This is a genomic window from Ensifer sp. Root31 (genome assembly GCF_001424825.1).
GTDB lineage: Bacteria > Pseudomonadota > Alphaproteobacteria > Rhizobiales > Rhizobiaceae > Ensifer > Ensifer canadensis.
In genome coordinates this window covers 1-24,560 of record NZ_LMCO01000013.1, presented here as the reverse complement: position 1 = coordinate 24,560, position 24,560 = coordinate 1, and the positions used below count along the sequence as shown (strand labels likewise).

20 protein-coding genes and 1 pseudogene are annotated in these 24,560 nt (G+C 61.7%); 12 read left to right on the top strand and 9 right to left on the bottom strand.

The genetic code is table 11. From position 1 onward, the window contains the following. The first annotated feature begins 3 nt into the window (after positions 1–3). Positions 4–1,935 carry a DUF5054 domain-containing protein gene (locus ASD00_RS14825; RefSeq protein ID WP_057207347.1) on the top strand — a complete coding sequence of 644 codons (1,932 nt, stop codon included), beginning with the start codon at positions 4–6 and terminating at the stop codon, positions 1,933–1,935. Between the two features lie 73 nt (positions 1,936–2,008). Here the strand turns inward: ASD00_RS14825 and ASD00_RS14820 are convergent, their stop codons facing one another. From ASD00_RS14820 to ASD00_RS14780, 8 genes are all read right to left on the bottom strand, one after another. Beyond that, positions 2,009–3,457: an MFS transporter gene (locus ASD00_RS14820; RefSeq protein WP_057207346.1), complete on the bottom strand. Its 1,449-nt coding sequence runs from the start codon at positions 3,455–3,457 to the stop codon at positions 2,009–2,011. A gap of 554 nt (positions 3,458–4,011) precedes the next feature. Then, positions 4,012–4,638 (bottom strand): DUF1554 domain-containing protein, encoded by a 627-nt coding sequence (locus ASD00_RS14810; RefSeq protein WP_025428302.1) that lies wholly within the window; start codon positions 4,636–4,638, stop codon positions 4,012–4,014. A gap of 404 nt (positions 4,639–5,042) precedes the next feature. After that, positions 5,043–5,381 (bottom strand): hypothetical protein, encoded by a 339-nt coding sequence (locus ASD00_RS14805; RefSeq protein WP_025428303.1) that lies wholly within the window; start codon positions 5,379–5,381, stop codon positions 5,043–5,045. Positions 5,382–5,394: 13 nt separating this feature from the next. Beyond that, a complete protein-coding gene (locus ASD00_RS14800) occupies positions 5,395–5,955 on the bottom strand; it encodes an ATP-binding protein (protein WP_025428304.1) in 561 nt (186 codons plus the stop codon). Between the two features lie 4 nt (positions 5,956–5,959). After that, on the bottom strand, positions 5,960–8,320 hold the full coding sequence (locus tag ASD00_RS14795) for a SpoIIE family protein phosphatase (RefSeq protein ID WP_025428305.1): 2,361 nt from the start codon (positions 8,318–8,320) through the stop codon (positions 5,960–5,962). Next, positions 8,317–9,495: a class I SAM-dependent methyltransferase gene (locus tag ASD00_RS14790; protein WP_025428306.1), complete on the bottom strand. Its 1,179-nt coding sequence runs from the start codon at positions 9,493–9,495 to the stop codon at positions 8,317–8,319. Before ASD00_RS14790 ends, ASD00_RS14795 begins: the two co-directional genes overlap by 4 nt. Next, a complete protein-coding gene (locus tag ASD00_RS14785) occupies positions 9,492–10,010 on the bottom strand; it encodes a hypothetical protein (protein WP_025428307.1) in 519 nt (172 codons plus the stop codon). Before ASD00_RS14785 ends, ASD00_RS14790 begins: the two co-directional genes overlap by 4 nt. A 139-nt stretch (positions 10,011–10,149) precedes the next feature. After that, positions 10,150–11,829 carry an EAL domain-containing protein gene (locus tag ASD00_RS14780; protein WP_025428308.1) on the bottom strand — a complete coding sequence of 560 codons (1,680 nt, stop codon included), beginning with the start codon at positions 11,827–11,829 and terminating at the stop codon, positions 10,150–10,152. Between the two features lie 772 nt (positions 11,830–12,601). Here ASD00_RS14780 and ASD00_RS14775 point away from each other — a divergent pair. The 8 genes from ASD00_RS14775 to ASD00_RS14740 all read left to right on the top strand — a co-directional run bounded on the left by ASD00_RS14775 (position 12,602) and on the right by ASD00_RS14740 (position 19,868). After that, positions 12,602–13,375 (top strand): amino acid ABC transporter ATP-binding protein, encoded by a 774-nt coding sequence (locus ASD00_RS14775; protein WP_025428309.1) that lies wholly within the window; start codon positions 12,602–12,604, stop codon positions 13,373–13,375. Beyond that, positions 13,372–14,016, top strand: coding sequence for an amino acid ABC transporter permease (locus ASD00_RS14770; protein WP_025428310.1), 645 nt, complete (start codon positions 13,372–13,374; stop codon positions 14,014–14,016). Before ASD00_RS14775 ends, ASD00_RS14770 begins: the two co-directional genes overlap by 4 nt. Continuing rightward, complete coding sequence (locus ASD00_RS14765; protein ID WP_025428311.1) at positions 14,016–14,678, top strand: amino acid ABC transporter permease; 663 nt, start codon at positions 14,016–14,018, stop codon at positions 14,676–14,678. Before ASD00_RS14770 ends, ASD00_RS14765 begins: the two co-directional genes overlap by 1 nt. A gap of 27 nt (positions 14,679–14,705) precedes the next feature. After that, positions 14,706–15,545, top strand: coding sequence for a transporter substrate-binding domain-containing protein (locus ASD00_RS14760; RefSeq protein ID WP_057207345.1), 840 nt, complete (start codon positions 14,706–14,708; stop codon positions 15,543–15,545). A 102-nt stretch (positions 15,546–15,647) separates the two neighbouring features. Continuing rightward, positions 15,648–16,382, top strand: a complete 735-nt coding sequence (locus tag ASD00_RS14755; RefSeq protein WP_025428313.1) for an aspartate/glutamate racemase family protein — start codon at positions 15,648–15,650, stop codon at positions 16,380–16,382. A 43-nt stretch (positions 16,383–16,425) separates the two neighbouring features. After that, positions 16,426–17,565 carry an aldo/keto reductase gene (locus ASD00_RS14750; protein ID WP_057207344.1) on the top strand — a complete coding sequence of 380 codons (1,140 nt, stop codon included), beginning with the start codon at positions 16,426–16,428 and terminating at the stop codon, positions 17,563–17,565. 50 nt (positions 17,566–17,615) lie between these two features. After that, positions 17,616–18,506 carry a formyltetrahydrofolate deformylase gene (gene purU, locus ASD00_RS14745; RefSeq protein ID WP_057207343.1) on the top strand — a complete coding sequence of 297 codons (891 nt, stop codon included), beginning with the start codon at positions 17,616–17,618 and terminating at the stop codon, positions 18,504–18,506. Between the two features lie 78 nt (positions 18,507–18,584). After that, complete coding sequence (locus ASD00_RS14740) at positions 18,585–19,868, top strand: FAD-binding oxidoreductase (RefSeq protein ID WP_057207342.1); 1,284 nt, start codon at positions 18,585–18,587, stop codon at positions 19,866–19,868. Here ASD00_RS14740 and ASD00_RS14735 read toward each other — a convergent pair. After that, entirely contained in the window at positions 19,865–20,800 is a 936-nt protein-coding gene (locus ASD00_RS14735; RefSeq protein ID WP_057207341.1) for a LysR substrate-binding domain-containing protein, read from the bottom strand. The two genes, ASD00_RS14740 and ASD00_RS14735, sit on opposite strands and share 4 nt — an antisense overlap. Positions 20,801–20,895: 95 nt before the next feature. Between ASD00_RS14735 and ASD00_RS14730 the strand changes: the two genes are divergently transcribed. The 3 genes and pseudogenes from ASD00_RS14730 to ASD00_RS14720 form a co-directional block, all read left to right on the top strand. Beyond that, a complete protein-coding gene (locus ASD00_RS14730; protein ID WP_025428318.1) occupies positions 20,896–23,337 on the top strand; it encodes an FAD-dependent oxidoreductase in 2,442 nt (813 codons plus the stop codon). A gap of 23 nt (positions 23,338–23,360) precedes the next feature. After that, positions 23,361–24,113, top strand: coding sequence for an electron transfer flavoprotein subunit beta/FixA family protein (locus tag ASD00_RS14725; protein WP_057207340.1), 753 nt, complete (start codon positions 23,361–23,363; stop codon positions 24,111–24,113). Positions 24,114–24,329: 216 nt separating this feature from the next. Continuing rightward, positions 24,330–24,560, top strand: a pseudogene (locus ASD00_RS14720) (electron transfer flavoprotein subunit alpha/FixB family protein); the annotation flags it as partial.

Sequence of the window (24,560 nt, the reverse complement as noted above, 5' to 3'; positions counted from 1 at the left end):
AACATGACAGAAAAATGCGTGCATCTGGTCTTCAAGACCCATCTCGACATTGGCTTCACCGATCACGCGGAAAAGGTGCGTCGCCAGTACCACGACCGGTTCATTCCGCAGGCGATCGAGACGGCCGAGCATTTTTATGCCGAGGATCCGCGAGATCCGAAGTTCGTCTGGACGACCGGTGCCTGGCTGATCTGGGATCACCTGACGTCGCGTTCGGCCGCGGAGGTGAAGAAGCTCGAGCGGGCAATCGATCTCGGACTGATCCGCTGGCATGGCCTGCCGTTCACCACACATACGGAGTTGATGTCGCCGGAGCTCTTTCGTGCCGGCCTTTCCTATTCACAGGAACTCGATCGGAGGTTCGGCAAGAAGACGATTGCGGGCAAGATGACGGACGTGCCGGGGCATACGCTCGGCATGGTGCCGCTGCTGGCCGAGGCCGGCATTCGCTTCCTGCATCTCGGCGTCAACACCGCGTCGCCGCCGCCTGAAACACCTGACATCTTTCGCTGGCGTGCGCCCGGCGGCGCAGAAATCGTCGTCATGTATCAGCGATCCTATGGGGAGACTTATTTCCCCGAAGGTTTTGCCGACGGCCTGAGCTTTGCCCACACAAGCGACAATATCGGTCCGCAAAGCGTGCCGCAGACCGCCGAGGTCTATCGCGACATGCGCCGCGAACAGCCGGATGCGACCGTCCGCGCGGCAACGCTCGAAGATTATGGCGCGTTGATCTGGGATGCGCGGGAAGCTTTTCCCGTCGTCGAGCACGAGCTTGGCGACAGCTGGATCCACGGCAGCGCCTCCGATCCGGTAAAGACCGCCCGTTTCCTAGCGCTTCAACGGCTTTACGACCGGTTCGCAGCCGAAGGCCTGACCGCCAGCCGCCTGGCTTTCGGGCAGAAGCTGACGATGGCGGCCGAACATACCTGCGGCGTCGATATCAAATCCTATCTGCGCGACGACACGGCCTGGTCTCGGCCCGACTTTGAGGCCGCCCGCAAGACCGACCACCGCTTTGCCTATACGGAAGCCTCCTGGCGCGAACAGCGCGCCTATCTTGATGACGCTCGCTCAGTGCTCGACGGCCCGGACGCAGCGGCAGCCGATGCCGCCTTGGCCGAATTGACCGTACCGGCCCTGATAGCCAGAGGAGACAGGCGGACCAGTCTCGCCTGTGGCAGCTGGTCGATCGAGCTCGAACCTTCGACCGGAGACATTCTTTCGCTGACTGCCCCGTCCGGGAAGTACATGGCTGGCCGGTCAGGTCCGCTGATCGCCTATCGCTACGAGAGCTATGACGCTACCGACGTCAACAGGCACATGGACACCTATCTGACTCATCGCCAGGAATGGGCGATCCTCGATCACGACAAGCCGGGTCTTGCCCGGTCCGGCGCGGCTCTGTCCCGTGTCTTTACGCCGACCTTTCAGGCAGCGGACGCATCCGGCCTGCTCCTGTCCATGCCTGAGCAGGCGGTTGCCGGTTACGGCGCGCCGCGCCATGTCGCTCTCGCCTTCTCAGGCGAAGACGACACGCTCGAACTTCACCTGACCTTGCACGAAAAAAGCGCCAACCGCATGCCGGAGGCGAGCTTTCTCTCCTTTATGCCAGCAGGCGATGTCGCGTGGAGCCTGCGAAAAATGGGGCTCTGGCACAAATCCGGCAACGCCGCTGCCGGTGGCGGCGCGCAACTTCAGGCGGTCACCGGCGTTCGCGGCGATCTTGCTTCGGGTGGTTCGTTGTCGATCGAGCCGCTCGACACGCCCCTGGTCGCGCCCGAGGCTTGGGACTTTATGACGTTCTGCAAGACATTGCCGGACTTCAGCGAAGGCGTTCGTTTCAACATCCACAACAACAAGTGGGGAACGAACTTCCCGATGTGGTGGGAGGGCGATTTTTCCGCCCGCTTCCGGCTGCGATTGGACGACTGAATGCGAAGCCGACGGGCGGCGATTGAGATGAGAGCGCTGCTGCCCGGGCATGCGAGCTAGCCCGTTCGAATGCCTACGTTGTGCGAGGTCGGGTTGTATGCCCGGAAACCTCGGCGCCCGCCTCCCGAGGCAGGCCAAGAAAACGCAAGCTCGAGACGATGCCGATCGACGCAACCACCAGAAACGCCCAGCGGAAGTCCGCAAGGGCTGCCGTTTCGCCGCCGCGAAGGGCTTGCGACAGATTGAGAACGGCGGCGGCAACCGCAACGCCCAGAAGCATGGCCACCTGCTGGAGCATGCTCGACAGGGTTGACGCCGAGCTGCGCTGGCTCGCGTTGATATCGGCAAAGCCAAGGGTATTGAGTGCGGTAAACTGCATCGAGCGGAAGAGCCCGGCAGCAAATAGCAGCAGAAGCGTCAGCAGTTGTGGCGTATCCGTTGAAAGCATCGCGCAGGCGCCGATCGCCAGTGAGGCGAGCAGGCCATTGCCGACGAGTATGCTGCGGAAGCCGAAACGGCGCAGCAACGGCGTGGTCGCCGTTTTCATCGCGAGATTTCCGGCGAAGTAGGCGAGCACATAGATGCCGGTCTGGATCGGAGCGAGGCCGAAGCCGACCTGGAAGAGCAGCGGAATCAGAAAGGGCGTCGCATTGATCGCGACCCGGCAGGCGGTGCCGGCCGACAGTGTCGACATAGCAAAGGTCTGAACCTTCAAGGCGGAGAGATTAAGCAGCGGATTGGTGATTGACTTGAAGTGCCGTGTCGCCAAGACCCCGATGGCAGCACCTGTTGCCAGCACCAGGACGATCGCCAATGCATTGGCTGTGCCGTGGACGAAGGCTTCGAGCCCGGCCAGAACCAGTGTGAGGCTGGTCGACGACAACACGAAGCCCTTGGCGTCGAGGCGGCGCGTCGCTTCCTCGCGCTGATCCGGAACGAAACGCAGCACCAGCGCCAGGCCGATCAGTCCGATCGGGATGTTGATCAGAAAATTCCAGTGCCAGCTGAAGTAAGTAGTGATGACGCTGCCGAGAAGCGGGCCTACGACCGGGGCAATCAGTGCCGGCCAGGTGATGAGCGCGATCGCGCCGACAAGCTCCGACTTGCGGGCGTTCTTCAACACGATGATCCGGCCGACCGGCGTCATCAACGCGCCGCCGATGCCCTGCACCGCGCGTGCAGCGATGAACTGGCCGAGGCTTCCCGACAATCCACAAAAGAGCGACGCGAGGGTAAAAATGGCGATCGCGACGAGGAAGACGTTGCGCGCCCCGAAGCGATCGCCGAGCCAGCCGGAGAGCGGAATGAAGGCCGCCATCGTCAGCATATAGACGGTGATGCCGATGCTCATGGCGACGGGCTGGACGCCGAAGGAAGCCGCCATCTGCGGCAACGAGGTAATGACGATCGTCCCGTCGAGCATCTGCATGAAGAAGGCGATGGCGACGACGAGTGCGACGATGCGGGAATTGAAGCTGGCGGATGCGTCGGAAGCGTCCGTGCCGGAGGGGATCGTCGTCATCTGATCAGCACCGGCCTGTGTTGCGAACAAGGATTCGGATAACCGACGGGAAGGAAGGGGAGCGCTCGATTGTAGTGGAATACGACATCATAGGGGCGGTTCAGAGCTGATCACGGTTTCGCCGATCCACGGCTTTAAATGCGGATCGCGGTGATAGAAGGGCGGGCCACTCTACCGGTTGGCGCCAACGCCCTATATGCCTCGTCCGACGTGTGGATGTCGATGCATTTGTCGCAATCGATGCAGTCTTTGAAACACTTTACCTCGGACATGAACTTCTGCGCGCCCATAGCGACGCACAAGCTGAACACCCGGCGGGAAGGCGTATGCTGGTCTTGCACCGGCCGTAATCATTCTCATAGCGTGTCGAGCATGAAATCGAGACCCGGTCGGATTCGAAACTGTTTTGCAAGTTGGCCGCCACGAGACGTCCGCTCATGTCACGTGAAAGTCGGCGGCAACCCGCCGAAGCCTGAGACACGCAGCGACCTGCTGAGATGCGGCGTTGCTCCATGCGGTACTGTAGAGCGGGCACATTTTGTGGGCTGCCGTGGTCAGTTCGCAGCGAAGCAGTAAAAGAGGCCGTCGCCGCCCGTTCCCTTGAAGGCCTCCTGGGTGCAGCCACCGCGGGTCGCATGCGAGGCGTTCCAGGACTTGGCTTCGGCGCTATCGTTGAGGCCGGTTCGGTCGCTGTGGCCGACAATGGCCGCGCCGTCGGTCCCGCCCAGGGTCCAGTTGCCGCAGGTCTCCGGCGCGGCAGTGCCGTCCGCCTTGGAGCCGGTCAGAATGTCGTGCCGGTTCGGCGTGTCGCCGCGGCCGTTGATGACCTCGCCCTTCTCGTTGAGTGCGGTTTGCTTCGTAAGGTTGTTCTTGTCGCTATGCAGAGAGGCGACATCGTCGGCGATCTTTTCGCCCTTGGCATTGTACCAGGGGCCTGCGCCGATACGGTCCTTGGCATTTTCCGCGTCGGTGGAAAGATAGGCCTTCCAGGTCTTGCCGGTCGAGCCGCTCGTCGTGGCCAGCGTGTTGCAATAGGCATCGGCACCGGCAAGACCGCCAAGATTGCCGCCCTTGCCCGGATTTGCACTGGTGACGAAGAAACTCATCGTCGTGTCTTGGGCGTGGGCCCCGACGATAGAGCAGGCCAGAGCGGCCGCGACAAGTACGAGCCTGCGTTTCATGGCGTTTCCTCCCGGTGCTGTTTGAACCGGATGAAGCCTAGGGGCAGCCTGGATCGGAGTAAAATCGAAATCTTGTGAACCGTCCGCCGACAAGCGTCGTCGCGATGTCCATTCGACGTCCCGGCCAAAAGGGGACATTGTTGTCAGTCCACCTTTTCCGTCGGCTCCGGTTGCCGACGCCGAAGAAAATGTGTGAAGGGAAAGGCCGGTTTCGGCGCAGAAAGGCGTTGGCGCCTACAGCGCCGCGCGTCCTACTAGACGCGTAAAGATCGCTGTAGCACTTTGAATTGCTGCATGTTTCCTTAAATCGAATAGGATTTAAGGAAACCGCAGTAGGTCAAGCCGGGCATTTGCCCGGATGACCGCAGGCAGCCTGTGCAAGAGACAGGCTGGCAAATCGCGGCTCAGTTCAGCCTGAGGTCGATGCCGGGATGGAGCTTCTTGAGATTGGGTAGGGACTTCGACTGCCACGGGATCTCGGAGGTTCCGCGCACGGTCAATTGCACGTTCGGACGGTTGCGCGCCTCGATCGTCAGTTTTGCGAGCAGGTTGATCCCCGACGAGTTCAGGAACTGCAACTCCGTCAGGTCGATCGTCATGCGATCGGGCTCGGCCTCAAGCACGCCCATGGCAAGGGAGAAGATAGGGGCATAGGCTTCCGTACCGGGAAGCCGCATGGTTCCCTCGAAGTGTATGTCATTGCCCTCGGACCAAATGCGGTAGTCCTCGTCCTTGATTTCCATGTTCACCTGCTTGTCAGTTCGAGATATCGGGGACGGGGATCGAGGCATAAGTCTCGAGCGCGATGCCGCCTCCGTCGCCGTTGGGTCCGAAAACCCAAGCGAAACGGACGCCATAATCGCTCATCAGTGTTAATAGACCAAGACCAGATCCACTCTTGCCTGTGCCGATTGCGTTGGCTTCGATGCGTTCGATCAGAAGGTCGCCCGGATCACCTGTCGTGATCTCGGAAAGCAGATCCTGGAAGCGGGCTGCAGTCTCACCATCGACGAAATTCGACACCTTGGCACGGAAGTTGCTGTCGTCGATCGAGGCCTCGACCATGATGCCGCCGGTGGCACGGAACTTCACCGCGTTTTCGACCAGCTCGTTTGTCAGGTAGCCGATATTGTGGCGAACTTCCTTGTAGGCATTGCGCGAGGCGCGGTAGCGCATGGCGATCAGCTCGGCGACGAAATCCGAGGCGATGGCGCAATGTTTCCAGCTCAGATTGAGCTGGCCGTCATAGAGGCGCAGCCGCGTCACGCTTTCGTTGGCACCCCTGGTCAGGTCCGCCGGTCCGTACAAAGTCGTCATCTGCTCACCTGTGTCTCATGACCACGAGGGTAATGTCGTCGTGTATTTTCTGCTTGCCGATATGCGCCATCAAGTCTTCGATGATACCTGATTTCGCATCTTCGGCGCTGCGTCCGTAGAACTGCCGCGCACTGTCGCAAAGCCGCTCGATGCCGAACAATTCGCCCGCCGCGTTCTCTGCCTCGGTCACACCATCTGTGTGCAGGATGATCATGTCGCCGCGGGCAAATGCGACCTCGCGCGTGGCGACGAAACGCGAGATATCCGACTCCAGACCGATCGGCAGGCCCAGATCCAGCGTATCGATGCGCTCCACCTCTTTGCTGTTGCGAACGACGATCAGTTCCTCGTGCTGCCCGGAAAGCGTCAGGCGGCCACCATCATAATCGAGGAATGCGAGGGAAAGGTGCTTGTCGGTGTTGGTGCGCACGATGTTCTTGTAGATCGCCCGGTTCAGGCGGTTCAGGAATTGATTGGGATCCATGTCGCCGGCTTCCTGCAAGGCACGAGCGACAGATTGGACCATCAGCATCAATACGCCGCTTTCAAGGCCGTGGCCGGTCACGTCGCCGATGCCGATCTTCAACCGTGCGCCATCGCGCAGAACATCGTAATAGTCGCCACCCACTTCGTCGGCGGGACGCATATAGGCGGCAATTTCGAGTTCTGCGATCTCGTCGAGCTCGCCGGCTTTCGGCAGCACCATCATCTGGATTTGCCGGGCGACCGCCAACTCGGCGCCCAGGCGCAGGTTCTCACTGCGCAACTGCTTATTCAGGGCGGAGATCTGCTGATTGGCCTCCTCGATCTGCTTGGTGCGCTCTTCGACGAGATGCTCGAGGTTCTCGGTGTGGAAGCTGATCTCTTCGGCCATCCGGTTGAAGGCCGTGCCGGCTTCGCCCACTTCGTCGCGCGTCGAGATAGGCACCCGGACCGAGTAGTCCTTCGCCTGGATGCGCTTGGCGGCGCCGGCAAGCGCACTGATGCCGGCGGTCACGCGCTTGGAGATGCCGAACACCGCCGCCGTCACGAAGAGCAAGGACGCAAGCAGCGCCAGGATCTGATAGGCGAGAATGCGGTTGGTCGCCTGCGAGATACCTGTCTGGGCGGCAAACAGCGACGCATAGATTTCCCGCTCGGGAACCACGATGCCGAGCGACATCGTCTCCTTGCGAACCGGGCCGGACATCCAGAAATTCTCCGGCAGCAGCTGCTTCAGGAGAACGAGATAAGGCACTTTCTCGCCGGCCTCGTCGAGCATGACGCGCTGGATCACGCCGTCCTGCCCGAGCGGTAATTGCGCAATGGCCTGCTGAGCACTCTTGCGCAGCGAGCGGTCGGCACCGGTCACACCTTGTGTGCCGGTATCGCTTGAGGTCTGCAGCCCGATCGTCTTTTCGCCGGCAGGGTTGATGGCGAGCACATTGCCGTCGGACATTGCCAGGAAGCCAAAACCGCTTTCGGCGACCTTGACGTTCTGCACGACCTCGGCCAGCTGGTCGAGCGTGATGTCGGCGCCGGCGGCGCCTGCCACCGTCTTTCGATCGCGGGACCACAGCGGCTGGAAGAAGCTGACGATGAGCTTGCCGGTGATCGCGTCGGTATAGGGCGCCGTCTGGGTAATATCGCTCGCCACCGGCCTGAGGCTCGGATCCTTCGCCCATTGCTCCCAGGATTCATAGATGCCGGGGAAGAAGAACGTCCAGAATTCAGCCTGATTGTGACCGGGATAAAGCCGATCGAAGGTTTGCGCCTGATCCGTATAGGGCGCGGTCCGGAAAATCGGCCGCTCCTTGGGGCCGATGTAGTACATCTGCAGTTTGGAGCGCCCGCTTTCCAGCAGGCTCGGCGCAACGAGGTCGAGTACCGCGCTGTTCTCAATATCCGCCTGGACGTCAGGAAGCGGATGGTGGTCCGGCCCCAGAAGATATCCCCAGACGCTGATCACAGAGAGCGGGCCGGGCAGGTTCTGAGCCCATCCGCCCTTCTCGTCGTAGACGACGGTGACGGCGCCGGGTGCGCCGCGGGCAAGGGCCTCGCCGATTTGCGATTTGCGCACCGGCCGATCGATCTGCGACTGCAGAACGCCAGCGAGCGTTCCGACATCGGTATGAACCTGGCCAAGAAGCAGGTTGACGCGGGCGGCGGTCGATTCCGCGTAGGAGCGCATATAGTCTTGGTTGGCCTTTTGCAGGCCCTGACCGACTTCCGTCGCGGCATCCCGCGACAGCCTCTGCACGTTCCAAAGGGCAAGGCCGCCGGTCACCATCAGGTCGAACAGCACGGCGCCGCCGACAACGAGCACGAACTTGGCGCGGAAGGATCTCAAGCCGAGGCGGGAGCTTGGGGTACTGGGCTCCTTCATGTCGGCTTGCGTCCCGATGCGACCCAGATCGGCCAGCCGGCATAGCCCTTGGGGTGCAGCGCGGCAAAGATGTGATCCCTGAACCCCTGCCGGAAGCGTTGGATGAACTCCGGCGGATCACCGCGCCGGACAGCCATTTCGCCGGCATAGACGTGTTCCCAGGCGGCGATCACGTCGGCGAAGTCCTGCGGATCGCCGTCGTGATTCGTCACCATGAACGATTCGACCAGGATGTCGTCGAAACCTGCATCGGCAAGGTAACGGCGGCTTTTCGGTCCGAGTTCGACGTCCATTTCAAAATGACTGAACAGTTTAGCAACTTCGTTGTAGGTCCACTGGATGCTTTGAGCGCGGGGCTCGCCGAGGCAATGGGAGTTTTTTTCATTGGTGATGTAGACACGTCCGCCGGGTTTGCAGATCCGGTAGAGCTCCTTCAGGAGCAGCTCCCGTTCGTTGAAAATCTGCAGCGAATGCCGGCAACTCACGAAGTCGAACTGGTTGTCCTCGAGCAGCATTTCTGATGCATCGCCGTAGGTGTACTCGATATCGGTGATGCCGAAGTTGGTCGCCACTTCGCGTGCATAGGCAAGACTGGCCTTGGAGTGGTCGAGGGCGACGATCCTTGCCGGCTGGAATTCCTTCTGGACGAGAACAGCAAAGTCGCCGATGCCGCAGCAGACGTCGGCCATGGCAATGCCGGGCCGCAGCCCGTGCCGAGGCAGGATCGAACGCTCGTGCCGCCAGGTCATCTTCGTCTGGGTTCTCAGGATCGGGATGAAGCTGGTGTCTTCGACGAAGCTCTGTCCGGGATAGAACGTCGAATCGTACACCTCGACTGTAATCTGCGGCTCGATCTCGTTGAGATGGCCGAACATTCTGGTGGCCCAGCCGACGACGCTCGACGTTACGATCACCACGCGCAAGTCGGCGCGGGCACGGCAGGCGTCGAGGGCAACCCGCACGAAGGCATGGAATGCGGTGTTATTCATCTGGATCAGGCGTTTCACGTCGACGTAGAGTACGCCGCGCACGCCGTCGATCGCCTGCTTGAGCATTGCGATGCTATCGGCGATCTCGTCGACCGACCGCGGCCGGATGACGCCGGCGAGCGAAAACACCTGGCTGTTGGCGTCGAACGCCGCCTTGAAACTGGGAGAAAGGCCCGCGACGCTCAACTCACCAGCCCTTCCAGCGGCAGGTCGACGATCAGCGTGACAGCGTGCAATGTGCTTTCCTCAATGCGGATGCTCGCGTCGAAATTGATGGCGAGATCAAGTAGGATGGACTCGCGACTGGGCGCCATGTCGGTCGATATGGAATCGAGATAGCGGGCATGTGCATCGCTGCGATCAACCTTCGACACCGCCTCGCGGTAGAACGGGACCTGTTCGGCTGGGCATGGGAACGTGATTTGAACCCGCTCGATCGGGCCATGTCGGTAGATCGCCAGACCGATGTGACCGCTGGCGGCGCCGCTGCGGAACGAAACTTCAAGCAGTTCGTTGAGCGCCGACGAGAAGAAGTTCGAATGCCTTACCGGATCGGTCCTGTTGTGGCTGATCATCCGGGCCAGATAGCTGGAGAGATGGTCGCAATGCTGCCACTCCGAGAGAAATGTTCCCATCTCCATTTCGAACTGGAGCAGGGGCTCAAAAATCGCTTCAGCTGGAACACTGTTACCGACGTCCATGCTTGCTTTGTCCTCCATCTGCGGAACTTTGCCACGGCCCGCAGGCACTTCTAGGCTGATTTATCAGGCACGCAAACCGGTGAGCGGCCAGGCGGCCCTTGCGCCGGTGGCCGACCCGACAGCATAGCCCCTCGCCGTGTTATGATATTTCCATCGTCGACGATTGGCGCAAGTAACTGTCGATTGTATTGGGCGGCATCGGAACACCAAGGAAATACCCCTGCAATCGATCGCAGCCTTCGTGGTCCAGCCATAGGGCCTGCGCCCGCGTTTCGACGCCTTCCGCGGTCACTGACATTCCCAGCCCGTGCGCGAGCGCGATTATCGAACGCACGATCACCTGGCTCTTCTCGTCGTTCTCCAGATCCTTGATGAAATAGCGGTCGATCTTGATCGTGTCGAACGGGAAGTTCTTGAGATAACTCAGCGATGAATAGTAGGTACCGAAATCGTCGAGCGAGATCTGAATGCCGAGGACGTTCAGCGTATTGAGCGTGTCGAGATTGTTGGTCGTCTTCTCAAGCAGAACCGATTCGGTCACTTCGAGTTCGAGCCGGTCCGCCCGCAATCCGACCATATCCAGCGTCTGCGACACGCGATCAGTGAAGCCGTCGTGCAGGAACTGCGCCGGAGACAGGTTGACGGCTACGGTAAAATGCGAGGGCCATTTGGTTGCTTCGCGGCAGGCCTGCTCAAGCACCCACTGGCCGATATCGCTCATCAGCCCATCGGCTTCGGCCATCGGCACGAAGACATTGGGCGGAATGATGCCCACCAAAGGATGACGCCACCGCACCAACGCCTCGAAACCGACAATGGTGAAAGGCGGCTTCACCAGAGGCTGATACTCGAGGGAGAACTGGTTTTCCTGAAGCGCGGTGCGCAGGCTTCGGCGCAGCATTTCCCGTTGTTCCAGCACGATCAGCATCGAACGGCTGAAGGTTTTGGCGCGGCCGCGGCCCTCCTTCTTGGCCGCATAAAGGGCGATGTCGGCGGCCTTCATCAACTGTTCGCCCTCGTTGCCATCGGGCGGGGCAACGGCGATGCCAATGCTCGCACCCACGAACGCCGAAATGCCGTCGACCGTGAAAGGCTCCTTGAAGGCGTTGACCACAGCATTGGCCAGCCGCTCGGCTTCCATAGGCTGATCGGCGTCGCGCTGAATGATCGCGAATTCGTCTCCGGCAAGCCGGTAGGCGACCTCCCCGTCGCGCAGAACGCTGCGGATGCGTTCGGCTGCCATCCTCAGTACCGCATCGCCGGCACCGTGTCCGAGCGTATCGTTGATCGGTTTGAAGTCGTCGAGGTCGATCTGCATCAGCGCCGGCTTCTTTTCATGAACCGCCGGCAATACGCTTCGCAGATCATCGCTGAACTGACGCCGGTTGGGCAAACCAGTCAGGGCATCGTGCGTCGCCTGGTGAAGCAGCAGCGCACGCTCGTTTTCGCCCTGGCTCGCGGCTTCCCGCCGGACCGATGCCCCGTCCGTCTCGATGACGCCGATGCCATGTCCGGCGCGAAAGACGAGCAGTGTCCGCCGTGATCGTTTGGGCGCATCGATGATTTCGATGCTGCGTGGAACGCCATTGGCAAGAACGGATTCTGCCATTGCCTTCGAGGCCGGCTCCAACAATTCGGGGTAGACGTGCCAGAGCGTTGCATCGACCAGTTCAGCCACCTCGTAGCTTCGCTGAAGCGCGACCGAGGCCCCGACGAGATGAAGAGCCTCGTCATAAAGCGAGATGACCTCATCGGTATTGCCAAGGACGGTATCGTCCACGGAAGACGCAGCAGACAACGTCGAGTCAGTACCTGACATTCTAGCCTTTCCCTTTCCGTCGCGGTTTTGACTGGACCGCCTGTGACCATTGATATGATCGAGACGCCGTGCTCGAAATACATGGTCGTACTATTTCAGTCGACCCTTATGCACAGCTATCGCGAAAAGTGTCGCGGTCAATGCTGCTCGCCTATGGTGCGGCTGGACACCGAAGCTCCGAGCGTCGAACCGGGTGTACAAGCACAAGAATCTTCTCTGTTCGGTTGCAATTCTGTAGCTCTTTCTATCACTTGCGGACGACGCAGGCAATTTTCGTTCGACTCAATAAGCATAGCGATATCTAGCGATCTGAAGGCTTTGCTCATCGGTCGTGGTTAAAATAGTGTTATCTTGCCAACAGCGCGGATCGTCAGCATTAACCATTTTTGGTTTGACCGGCAGGACGTTCGCATGGCTTTGCGCATCACGCAAACGCCTGGCAGTTCACGCGTTCGATCGGTTTCCAAGCAATACAGTGTAACGCTCCCACCAATGGCATAACCTCAGGTTATGCGGCTCTGCAATTTTTGTCGTCTGCCGACCAGACGTCGAATCGTTATGGTGATCCACAAGAAAAGAACGGGAACGACTGTCGTTCGCCCCGCGGCGCACGACAAACATCAAAATACATTCAGCGAACAGGACGCGGCCTGCCCGGCGCAGGGTCGATCCGTGCCTGCAGTGGAGCGAAATCGTCATGGATGGCGCTGTCTTGCACTTGGGGAGTGGCAAACCGACAATGACTGAAGACGATGCTCTGGCCGCCAAAAGGATGCCTTCCGCAAAAGGCCGGGCGCGAAAGCCGCTTATCAAGCTCGACAAGTTGAGCAAACACTACGGCAATCACACGGTGCTCGACGGCATTGACCTTGAGGTGATGCCCGGAGAGGTGCTGGCGATCATCGGCCCGAGCGGCTCCGGCAAGAGCACGCTGCTGCGCTGCATCAACTATCTCGAGCCGCCGGATGGCGGCCATGTCACTATCGGCGACATCTCGCTCAACGCGGCCGCACCCGCCGGGCGATCGGAACTTTCGACCCTGCGCCGCAGCGTCGGCATGGTCTTCCAGTCCTTCAACCTCTTTCCGCATATGACGGTGTTGCGAAATGTCAGCCTGGCGCAGGAGCGCGTGCTCGGACGCAGCCGCAGAAACGCCGACGACCGGTCGATGCAATTGCTGAAGCGTGTCGGCCTGGCCGACAAGGCGCAACAGTATCCCGGCCGCTGTTCCGGCGGCCAGCAGCAGCGCATCGCCATTGCGAGAGCGCTCGCACTCGACCCTGAAGTGATGCTGTTCGACGAGCCGACCTCTGCGCTCGATCCCGAACTCGGCCTCGAAGTCCTCGCTGTCATGCGGGAACTGGCAGAAACCGGCATGACGATGATCGTTGTCACTCACGAAATGAGCTTTGCCGAGAATGTTTCCGACACGGTGATGATCATGGCCGATGGCAAGATCATCGAGAAGGGGCCGTCGGCAGACGTCATGCGCAATCCGCAGCAGGAGCGCACCAAGCGCTTCCTTCGGGCGGTGCACGACCGATGAGCACGGCCGACGTCTTCGCCATATTGCGCGGGCTCCCCTGGACGGTCGCCCTGACGCTCGGCGCGTTCTTGGCCGGCGCCGTGCTTGGGATGCCGCTGGTGGCGGCCAGGCAGAGCCGCATCCTGCCGCTGCGGATCGTGGCGATGGTGCTCATCCAGATCGTGCGCGGCATTCCGCCGATCCTCTGGCTGTTCATCATCTTCTTCGGCCTGGGAATGAGCGTCTTCCCGATCAGCCCGTTCAACGCGGCGCTGGCCGGGCTCGGCTTGATCGCGGCTGCCAACATGGCGGAAATCTACCGCGGCGCGCTGGCCTCGATACACTTCGGCCAATGGGAGGCGTCGTCGGCGCTGAACCTTGGCCGCTGGTCCACGCTGACCGACGTCGTCGCCCCGCAGGCCTTCCGCGTCGCTCTGCCTTCGGCGGCGAGCTACCTGATCGGCCTGATGAAAGAGACGGCCGTGGCTTCGACCATTGGCGTCAGCGAACTTGCCTTCCAGGGCAACCAGCTGTCGCAACTGACATTCCGCGGTCTCGAAGTCTTCGCTCTGGTCGGCATGTTCTACATCCTTTTGAGCCTGCCGGTCGCCTGGCTGTCGCGCGTCGCCGACAGCTATCTGCAAGCAAAGGTGGCCCGCTGATGTTGCCGAGCTACGAAGAACTCTCCGCCTGGCTCCCCGATCTCCTGTCGGGTCTGTCGATCAGCCTGCAGGTCACGGTGCTCAGCCTCTTGATCGGCATTCCGTTCGGGCTGCTGCTTGCACTTGGCGTGCTCGCCAAGAGCCGGTTGACAAAGATACTGGCTCTGTTCCTGGTCGAGGTCGGCCGCGGCGCGCCGGCGCTGGTGCTGCTGCAGTTCATCTATTTCGGCCTGCCGACATCGGGCCTGACGCTCGGGTCCTTCACCGCGGCCGTCATCGCGCTTGCCTGGAACACCGGCGCCTATACCAGCGAGATCATTCGCGCCAGCCTGCAGTCGATCCCGCATGGCCAGCGCGAGGCGGCCGTCGCAATTGGTCTCAATCGACTGGATGCCTTGCGCTACGTCCTGCTGCCGCAGGGCTTGCGCGTCGCGCTTCCGGCGCTGCTCGCCTTCTCGATCCTGATCTTCCAGGGCACGTCGCTGTGCTTCACCATCGCGCTGCCGGAACTCGTCAGCCGCGCCTATGAAATCGGCTCGAACACCTTCCGTTATTTCCCGGCGCTGCTAGCCGCCGGCGTTCTCTACGCCTCGATCTCCATCCCCGCCGCTCTCCTCGTCAGTCATGTCGAAAAGCGCGCCGGCTCCTACGCGCAACGCTGAACCAACACCACGAAAGGGCATTCAGGCATGACCACATTTGCGACCAAAACCCGCCTTCTGCTGACCGGCATCGCCGGCCTCCTCGTATCGAGCCAGGTGGCGCTTGCGCAGGATTGCACACCGAAACACACCTTCGCCACCATCGAAGAGGGTACGCTCACGGTTGCCGTCACAACCTATGTGCCGCATTCCTACCTGGACGACAGCGGCAACATGAAGGGCATCGACGGCGATATCGCTGCGGAATTTGCCAAGCGCGAATGCCTGAAGGTGAAGGCGGTCGCCGTCGATCCGGCCGCCGCCATCCAGTACGTGCTTTCGGGTCAGGCCGATATCGCCACCGGCGACTGGTACCGCACGGCCGAGCGCGCCAAGGTCATGAACCTCTCGGCGCCGCTCTACACCGATCAGATGGCAATCTATTCCAAGAACGGCTTCGCGGATGTCGGCGACCTTGAAGACAAACAGGTCGGCACAGTGCAGGGCTATCTCTGGGTCACCGACCTGAAGACCATGCTCGGTTCCAAGCTGAGGCTCTATCCGAATTCGGTCAACATGCAGCAGGACCTGTTCTCCGGCCGCATCGACGTGGCGGTGGACGGCTATTCGACCGGCGTCGTCGCTGAAAAGAACGGTGCGCTCAAGGACGTCAAGGTCAAGGTCGCTGCCTCCGACGACCGGGTGAGGGCGACCAAGGAAGCCGCACAGGCCGCGTTCCCTTATTCCTTCAACGCCAAGGAACTGGGTGTCGCGCTGGATGCCGGGATCGAGGCGATGCATGCGGATGGCACCATCGTCGGCATCCTGAAATCCTACGGCCTTGACGGTACGGCGGCCGAGACCGGCGCGCCGCGCCTGGTCCAGTAATATAGTTGCCAGCCGCAACAGGTTGCGGGAGCCGCTAGGCTCCCGTCCCCCCTCCCGGCAGGTATGCCGGTTAGCGAACAATTTGATATCGGAGACAAGACGATGACTGTCTACACAGTCACGCGGAAGACGCAGTCGTGGTACGGGGAGCAGATCGGCATCCTCATCCTCGATGCTGCGTACCCCTGCGTGCCCGGCAATGTCGGCAACGCCACCACCTATGACTTTCCGGTCCGCTTCCAGGAGGTGCGCGGCGCCTCGATCGACCGGCTGCTCAACCAGCGCGATCCCGCACTTCGCGACGTCTTCATCGAAGCGGCCGTCGAATTGCAGAACCGCGGCGTCAAGGCGATCACCGGCGCCTGTGGTTTCATGGCCTATTTCCAGGAAGAGGTTGCAGCCGCGGTCGATATTCCGGTGTTTCTGTCGAGCCTGATGCAGATCCCGTTCATGCATGCGGCCGCCGGCGGCAGCGTCGGCATCATCACGGCCAATGCTAGCCGACTGACGCCGCGCCACTTCGAGGCGAGCAACGTGCCAGGGCATATCCCTCTTGCGATTGCCGGCATGGAAGGGCAGACGGAATTCCGCGAAGCCATTCTTGAGGAGAAAGGCACGCTCGACAGCGCTCAGATCGAGCGGGAAGTGACCGAGGTTGCCCGCAAACTCGTCGAGGATAACCCGGATGTTCGCTCCATTCTGCTCGAATGCAGCGATCTGCCGCCCTATGCTCATGCGGTGCAGACGGCGACCGGTCGACCGGTCTTCGACTTCATAACCATGATCAACCACGTTCAGCAAAGCGTCGCCCGCCGGAGCCACCACGGCCACATGTGATCGGCGCCAGCGGCAAACACGTGCGATAAACCAGGAACCACTGATGTCCATGGACCACTATTACCTTCTCGGGCGCTCGGGCTTGCGGGTCAGCCGGCTCGCGCTCGGAACGATGACCTTCGGCAATGGCGGCATTCGGGGTATCGGCGGTTCGTGGGGATCGGACGAGGATGCCGCGCGCGCGATCTTCAACCGTTACCTCGAGATCGGCGGTAACTTCATCGACACGGCCGATTCTTACGCGGCTGGCGTCAGCGAGGAACTGATCGGCAAGTTCGTCGCCGAGGCGGGCATACGCGACCGGGTGGTGATTTCCACCAAGTTTTCCAACAACGTCGAGCCCGGCAATCCGAATGCCGGCGGCAACGGCCGCAAGAACCTGATGCGCGCCGTCGACGCCTCATTGCGGCGGCTGAAAACGGACTACATCGACCTCTATCTGCTGCATACCTGGGACAGGATCACGCCGGCCGAAGAGGTCATGCGGACATTCGACGATCTCGTGCGCGCCGGGAAAATCCGCTATGCCGGGCTTTCCGACGTGCCGGGCTGGTATGCGGCACGCGCCCAGACCTGGGCGGAGGCGCATGCGCTGACGCCACCGATCTGCCTGCAGCTACCGTATTCGCTGGCCGAACGCAGCATCGAGAACGAATTCGTGCCGCTCGCCCAGACGCTTGGCCTCGGCATCACCGCCTGGAGTCCACTCGCCATGGGCTTGCTCTCCGGCAAATACCGGGCCGGCCAGCAGGCCGCAGGGCGGCTTTCGCTCGACGCCTCCGGCAGCGGGCTCGGGCTCTTTACCGAACGCAATAGGCGCATTGTCGCTGCGCTCGAAGCGGTTGCCGGCGAGGTCGGCCGCAGCATGGCGCAAATCGCCCTGAACTGGGTGGTGACGCAGCCCGGCGTCGGTGCTGCCATCATCGGCGCAAGCCGGATCGAGCAGCTCGACGACAATCTGGCTGCACTGGATTTTTCGATTCCCGCCGAGTTGCGCCAGCAGTTGCAGGCAGCAAGCGCGGTTGACCCCGTCTACCCCTATTCGCTGTTTGCCGACGATTACCAGGCCGGCATTCTCAATGCAGGGGTCGCAGTCGGCGACAAGCCGCGCGGGTATTACAGCGAGACCTTTCTGCCCAGGGTCACCGACTACGTCTTTGGCCAGTCGAAATCCAAGAGCTGAGCCGCAACGGCGCGCCATTCCGGCCACCGTTATCACGAAAGGAAAGAGGCATGACCTTGATGCCCGCAAACCTGACATCAACAGGCACCGCTGCCTCATTCGTCCTGACGCTCGCCTGCGACGACCAGCCCGGCATCGTTGCCGCGGTGACGACCGAGCTTGCGGCGATCGGCGGCAACATCGTCGAAAGCAATCAGTTCCGCGACGTCGAGACCAACTGCTTCTTCATGCGCATTGCCTTTACCGGTCCGTTGGGCATGTCGCGAGACGGTGTCGAGCGGGCGCTGAAACCGGCGATCGATCGCTTCGGCATGAGGGCCACGGTTGCCGACGCGACACGGCGGCCGAAGATCATCGTGATGGTCTCGAGGTTCGATCATGCGATGCTGCATCTGCTCTACCAGATCCGCGTCGGCTGGCTGAATGCCGAGGTGGTCGCCATCGTCTCCAATCATGACGACAGCGCAAGGACCTCCGAGCTCGGAGGTATCCCCTATCACCACTGGAAAGTGACGAAGGACAACAAGGCCGAACAGGAGCAGCGGCTGATCGACCTGGCGCGTGAGACGGAAGCCGACCTCGTTATCCTCGCCCGCTACATGCAGGTGCTCTCCGATAATCTGTCGAACCGGCTCTATGGCAGGATCATCAATATCCACCACTCGTTCCTGCCGTCCTTCAAGGGCGCCAAGCCCTATCACCAGGCCCATGCGCGCGGCGTCAAGCTGATCGGGGCGACCGCGCATTATGTCACGCCCGACCTCGACGAGGGCCCGATCATCGAGCAGGAGACGGAGCGGGTCAGCCATTCGATGAGTGCCGAGGATTTTGTCGCCACCGGCCGCGATATCGAAAGCCGGGTTCTCGCCCGGGCGGTGAAGATGCACCTGGAAAACCGCGTCATGCTCAACGGCCACAGGACGGTGGTCTTTACACAGTGATGGCGGCGTTATCATTGTCATGATTGATGGAAGTTGCGGGAAAAGACGAGCGACACCCCCGCACGAAGGACCTGAACGATGCTGAATGATCCCCGCTCCCATGGGCTTTGGGAAAAGACCGCCCCGCCGCCGCCGGTCACCGGCCCGCTTGCCGCTGACGCATTCGCCGATGTGGTCGTCGTCGGCGGCGGCTTCACCGGCATTTCGGCTGCCCTGCATCTGGCGGAAGCCGGCCGCAGCGTCATCCTGCTCGAGGGGGCGGAGATCGGCTTTGGCGGTGCGGGCCGAAATGTCGGTCTTATCAATGCCGGCATGTGGGTGATGCCTGACGATCTACCAGGCGAGCTCGGCGATGTGCATGGAGAGCGGCTGCTGGATCTGCTCGGCAACGGGCCGCGCGTCGTGATCGACCTGATCGACAAGCACGCGATCGCCTGCGAACTCGAACGCAACGGCACGCTGCACTGTGCCGTCGGCGATGCCGGCCTGAGGGAGATCAAGGACCGTGCGTCGCAATGGCAAAAGCGCGGCGCGCCGGTCGAACGTCTCGATGCGGCCGAGACCGCCGCAAGGATCGGCACGACCGCCTATGCCGGCGCCCTGCTCGACAGACGGGCGGGCACCTTGCAGCCGCTCGCCTATGTGCGCGGCCTGGCGCATGCGGCCCAGCGCGCCGGCGTTGTCCTGCACACTTCGAGCCGGGTCGTCTCGACGGAGCGGATCGGCAGTGGCTGGAAGGTGGTGACCGACAGGGCGTCCGTGACGGCGGACTGGATCATCGTCGCGACTGATGCCTATAGCACCGGCCCATGGGAACGGGTGCGGACCGAGCAGGTGTATCTGCCCTATTTCAATCTTGCGACGCGGCCGCTCGCACCCGACTTGCTCTCGAGTATTCTGCCCAACCGCGAAGGCGTTTGGGACACCAAGGAAATCCTTTCGTCCTTCCGCATGGACAAGGCGGGCAGGCTGGTGTTCGGCAGCGTCGGTGCCTTGCGCAACGGCGGTGCGGCCGTCCACAAGGCCTGGGCCCGCCGCTCGCTTGCCCGGCTTTTCCCGCAATTGGGCAAGGTCGATTTCGAGTGCGAATGGTACGGCCAGATCGGCATGACCACCAATGCATTGCCACGGTTCCACCGCTTCGCGCCGAATGTCGTCGGCTTTTCCGGCTATAACGGTCGTGGCATCGCGCCGGGAACGGTGTTCGGCCGGGTGCTGGCGCGTCACATCCTGGGCGAGATCACCGAGGCGGAGCTGCCGCTGCCGCTCAGCGACCCGAGCGATCCGCCGATGCGGCGTCTGAAGGAAGTCTATTACGAGGCAGGAGCCCAGGTCGCCCACTTCGTCGGCGAGCGGTTCTAACCAACCTCGTCGGCGAAAATGTCGGCGTCGGCATTCTGCTCCATCAGCCAGTCGCGAAAGATCTCGGTGCCCCGCTTCGGCGGGCGCTGGGAAGGCATGACGATATGGATGCTCTGGCCAGAGTGATAGCTCGCCCGGATCGGGCAGACGAGCTTGCCCGCCTTCAGGTGGTCGTGCACCAGATGCTTCCAGCCGAGCGCGACGCCTTGCCCGTGCACGGCTGCCTCGATCGAATTGAGTGCATCGGTGAAGACGAAATCCTGCGTCAGCTTGGCGGCCGAGACTTCATTGCGCTCGAGATATTCCCGCCAACCGACGCGTGAGCGATGTCGCTCCTCGAAATGCAGCAGCGTGTGGTTGAGCAGGTCGGCTGGGGTTTCGATCGGCCCATGCTCTCTCAGATAGGCGGGGCTGCACACCGGCCAGACTTCCTCGGTGACGAAATGCCAGGCGTGAATACCCGGCCATTTGCCGGTCCCGAGCCGGGCAGAAAGATCGATATCCTCCTCCAAGAGGTCCTGGTCGTCGCGGCTGCTTTCGGCAATGCGCAAGGCAATATCAGGATGCTGCGCCTTGAAGGCCTTCAGCCTGGGAAGAAGCCACAATTGCACGAAGGATGCGGAGAACGAGACGCGCACGATATCACGCGAGTGCTTTTGCCTCAGCGACGAGATCACCATGTGCAGATGGTCGAACGCTTCCTGGGTTTCCTTGTAGAGCCGTTTGCCCTCGGCCGTCAGTTCCAGCCGGGCGTGTTCGCGGCGGAAGAGTTTCAGGCCGGTCGCCTCTTCCAGGAGTCGGATCGTCTTGCTGACGGCCGGCTGGCTGACATTCAGCTCTTCCGCAGCACCGGTAAAGCTCTGCCGCCGGGCGGCGGCCTCAAAGACGAAGAGATAGTTGGCGGAGGGGACGAGCGAGCGGAGTCTATGCATAAACTGAGGTTATGCCCCCGGACAATTTTTAGCAAGATTACAAGCGTGCCAGCCGTTTGTAAGTTGCTGAAAATTCCACATAAGGGAACCTCTTTATGCAAACTCATGCACGGGCTGTGGTCATCGGTGGCGGTTGCGTCGGCGCAGCCATTCTCTACGGTCTGACGAAGCGCGGCTGGACCGATGTCGCGCTGCTCGAACGCACGCAGCTGACAGCCGGCTCGACCTGGCACGCCGCCGGCCTCATTCCGTCCTATGCCCGCAGCATCAATATCGGCCGCATGATCGCCAAGACCATCGAGATCTACGAGGGCCTCGAAGCCGAAACCGGCCAGCATGTCGGTTGGCACAAATGCGGCCAGTTGCGCATCGCCAATACCCGCGACCGTTTCGACGAGTACAAGAGCTACATGAGCGTTGCCGAGGTTCAGGGCATTCGCGCCGAACTCGTCTCACCGGCGGAAGCCCGCGAACTCTGGCCGCTGCTTGAGAACAACAAGGAGATGCTCGGCGCGCTCTATCATCCTGATGACGGTCACATCGCGCCGGCCGACGTCACCCAGGCGATGGCCAAGGGCGCGCGCGATCGCGGCGCCAAGATCTATCTCAACACGGAGGTGCGCGGCTTCGAGCGCATGCCGAGCGGCGAATGGAAGATCAAGACCAACCAGGGCGAGATCATCTGCGAACATATCATTTCGGCGACGGGCAACTATGCGCGCCAGACCGGCGCGATGCTCGGACTCGAAATCCCAGCGATCCCGATCGTCCACCAATACTGGATCACCGATGCCGTCCCTGAAGTGATCGAGCGCAAGCGCCAGGGCCTGCCGGAGATGCCGATCCTGCGCGACGAGGGGTTCGAGGGCTACCTGCGCGAGGAGGGCGACGGCCTGATGTTCGGTCCCTACGAGAAGACAGAGCATCTGAAGCTGTTTGCCGAAAACGGCGTGCCGGAATGGTTCGGCGCCGACCTGCTGGAAGAGGATTTCGATTCGGTCGCCTGGAACTGGGAGCGGGCAATGGACCTCGTGCCGGCGCTCGGTCGCGTCGGCATCAAGGCCAATGTCCGCGGTCCCTTCCAAATGACTGCCGACGAACTGCCGCTGGTGGGGCCGGCCTGGGGGCTCGACAATGTCTGGATCGCCGAAGGCGTGCCCGGCGGCATCCTCTGGGGTGGCGCGATCGGTTACTATCTCTCCGAGCGTATCGTCGAAGGCGGCAACAGCCTCGATACCTCCGAGCTCGACCCGCGCCGCTTCGGCGACTACGCCAACAAGAATTGGACGCGCGAAAAGGTGCGCGAAGCCTGGGGCACCCATGCCGAACAGCACTATCCCGGTCAGGACATGCCGGCCGCCCGGCCGCAGAAGACTGCACCGTCCTATGATCGGTTGACCGAGAAGGGCGCCGTCTGGAGTGTACTCAACGGCTGGGAAATGCCGAACTGGTTCGCGCCTGAGGGCGTAGAAGCCAAGGATCAGTACAGCTGGCGCTGGACCGAGAAGGGCAAATATGTCGGCGAGGAGGTTCACGCCGTCAGAAATGCCGTCGGCCTCGTCGAAATGACGCCGATGACGAAGTTCGAAGTGAGTGGCCCCGGCGCCGAAGCCTGGCTTGACGGCATCCTTGCCAACCGTTTGCCGAAGACCGGCCGCGTCAACCTCAGCCATCATCTGACCCCGAAGGGTGGTGTCCAGGCGGAATATGTCGTCGCCCGGCTGAAAGACGGCTCGTTCTACCTGATTTCGACGCCGCGAGCCGAGCGCTGGAATTTCGACGATCTGTCGAAGCTTCTGCCTAGGGATGGCAGCGTCCAGCTTCGCAATGTCACCAACGATCGCGGCTGCTTCACCATCGTTGGCCCGAAGGCGCGCGACGTGCTGCAATCGCTGACCGAGATCGATCTCTCCAACGAGGCGTTCCCATGGTTCGGGGTGCAATCGGGCACGGTGGGGCTCGCCAGCGACGTCCGCCTGCTGCGCGTCAACTACGAGGGCGAACTCGGCTGGGAACTCTATCATCCGCTCTGCTACCAGCGACACCTGCTCGATGCGCTGCTAGCCGCCGGTAAGGCCCATGGCCTGAGGCTGATCGGACTGCAGGCGCTGGAATCGCTGCGTCTCGAAAAGTCCTACCGGGCGATGTATCGCGACATGAACCCGGAACTCAGCGCCTGGGAAAGCAGCCTCGATCGCTTCGTGCGCCTCGACAAGGGCGAGTTCATCGGCCGCGACGCTCTGGCAAAGGCAAAGGAAGAGGGCATTGCCCGTCGTTCCTTCACCATCGCGATCGACACCGATGGCGCAAGCTCGCTGATTTATGAGGGCGTCTACCACCAGGGCAAGCTGGTCGGGCGCATCACCTCGGGCGGTTATGCCTACACGCTCGGCCACGACGTCGCCTTCGCATTACTGCCGGTCGAGCTTGGCGTTCCGGGGACGGAGCTCGAAGTCCCGATCCTCGGCGAGCGGCGCAAGGCCCGCGTCATCGCGGAATCGCCCTATGATCCCGAAGCTAAGCGCGGGCGGATGTAACCACCGTCAGCAGACAACGAAAATTGCCGGAAAGGGTTGGCCATGAAAAGCGGGTGGTTGACTACAACGTCAAGATCCGGGTGAAGGCTGACGGCTCGGGTGTCGAGCTTGCCAACGTGAAGATGTCGATGAACCCGTTCGACGAGATCTCAGTGGAAGAAGCGCTGCGGCTGAAGGAAGCCGGCAAGGCCGACGAGGTCGTGGTCGTCTCGGTCGGTCCGGCCAAGGCCGAGGAAACGCTCAGGACGGCGCTCGCCATGGGCGCCGAYCGGGCGATCCTGGTCGAGACCGACGACCAGGTCGAGCCGCTCACTGTTGCCAAGATCGTCAAGGGTGTGGCCGAGGCCGAACAGCCGGGGCTGATCATCGTCGGCAAGCAGGCGATCGATGACGATTCGAACCAGACCGGCCAGATGCTGTCGGCGCTTCTGGGCTGGGCCCAGGGCACCTTTGCCTCCAAGGTCGAGATCGGTGACGGCAAGGCAACGGTGACGCGTGAAGTCGACGGCGGCCTGCAGACGATCGACATCAAGCTGCCGGCGGTGGTGACCACCGACCTGCGCCTGAACGAGCCGCGTTATGCCTCGCTTCCCAACATCATGAAGGCGAAGAAGAAGCCGCTCRACAAAAAGACCCCTGCCGACTTCGGTGTCGACACGACCGCGCGGCTGAAGGTGCTGAAGACCGAGGAGCCGGAAGGCCGCAAGGCCGGCATCAAGGTCAAGTCGGTGGCCGARCTGGTCGARAAGCTCAAGACCGAAGCCGGCGTGCTCTAGTTCATGCKTCCGCAAAGTGGGAACCGGTTTGCGGACAAACGCATGAACCACGTCAGAACCGTTGAGCTCCGATCGCCAAGGGATCGTTGAGCTCGAACCGAAAGGGNTCCGCAAAGTGGGAACCGGTTTGCGGACAAACGCATGAACCACGTCAGAACCGTTGAGCTCCGATCGCCAAGGGATCGTTGAGCTCGAACCGAAAGGGAGAACAAAACCATGGCTATTCTGCTTCTGGCTGACCACGACGGCAGCCACCTTTCCGACCAGACGGCAAAGGCGCTGACGGCGGCCGCCAAAATYGGCGGCGACGTGCATGTGCTGGTGGCCGGTGCCGGTGCCAAGGCGGCTGCCGACCAGGCCGCCAAGCTTTCCGGCGTTGCCAAGGTGCTGGTGGCCGAGGATGCAAGCCTTGCCAACAATCTGGCCGAACCCTTGGCGGCGCTGATC

Bases quoted from the DNA above. Each gene is read 5' to 3' on its own strand.
- ASD00_RS14825 (WP_057207347.1), top strand. From the start codon at position 4: ATGACAGAAAAATGCGTGCATCTGGTCTTCAAGACCCATCTCGACATT.
- ASD00_RS14820 (WP_057207346.1), bottom strand. From the start codon at position 3,457: ATGACGACGATCCCCTCCGGCACGGACGCTTCCGACGCATCCGCCAGC.
- ASD00_RS14810 (WP_025428302.1), bottom strand. From the start codon at position 4,638: ATGAAACGCAGGCTCGTACTTGTCGCGGCCGCTCTGGCCTGCTCTATC.
- ASD00_RS14805 (WP_025428303.1), bottom strand. From the start codon at position 5,381: ATGGAAATCAAGGACGAGGACTACCGCATTTGGTCCGAGGGCAATGAC.
- ASD00_RS14800 (WP_025428304.1), bottom strand. From the start codon at position 5,955: ATGACGACTTTGTACGGACCGGCGGACCTGACCAGGGGTGCCAACGAA.
- ASD00_RS14795 (WP_025428305.1), bottom strand. From the start codon at position 8,320: ATGAAGGAGCCCAGTACCCCAAGCTCCCGCCTCGGCTTGAGATCCTTC.
- ASD00_RS14785 (WP_025428307.1), bottom strand. From the start codon at position 10,010: ATGGACGTCGGTAACAGTGTTCCAGCTGAAGCGATTTTTGAGCCCCTG.
- ASD00_RS14780 (WP_025428308.1), bottom strand. From the start codon at position 11,829: ATGTCAGGTACTGACTCGACGTTGTCTGCTGCGTCTTCCGTGGACGAT.
- ASD00_RS14775 (WP_025428309.1), top strand. From the start codon at position 12,602: ATGCCTTCCGCAAAAGGCCGGGCGCGAAAGCCGCTTATCAAGCTCGAC.
- ASD00_RS14770 (WP_025428310.1), top strand. From the start codon at position 13,372: ATGAGCACGGCCGACGTCTTCGCCATATTGCGCGGGCTCCCCTGGACG.
- ASD00_RS14765 (WP_025428311.1), top strand. From the start codon at position 14,016: ATGTTGCCGAGCTACGAAGAACTCTCCGCCTGGCTCCCCGATCTCCTG.
- ASD00_RS14760 (WP_057207345.1), top strand. From the start codon at position 14,706: ATGACCACATTTGCGACCAAAACCCGCCTTCTGCTGACCGGCATCGCC.
- ASD00_RS14755 (WP_025428313.1), top strand. From the start codon at position 15,648: ATGACTGTCTACACAGTCACGCGGAAGACGCAGTCGTGGTACGGGGAG.
- ASD00_RS14750 (WP_057207344.1), top strand. From the start codon at position 16,426: ATGTCCATGGACCACTATTACCTTCTCGGGCGCTCGGGCTTGCGGGTC.
- purU (WP_057207343.1), top strand. From the start codon at position 17,616: ATGACCTTGATGCCCGCAAACCTGACATCAACAGGCACCGCTGCCTCA.
- ASD00_RS14740 (WP_057207342.1), top strand. From the start codon at position 18,585: ATGCTGAATGATCCCCGCTCCCATGGGCTTTGGGAAAAGACCGCCCCG.
- ASD00_RS14735 (WP_057207341.1), bottom strand. From the start codon at position 20,800: ATGCATAGACTCCGCTCGCTCGTCCCCTCCGCCAACTATCTCTTCGTC.
- ASD00_RS14730 (WP_025428318.1), top strand. From the start codon at position 20,896: ATGCAAACTCATGCACGGGCTGTGGTCATCGGTGGCGGTTGCGTCGGC.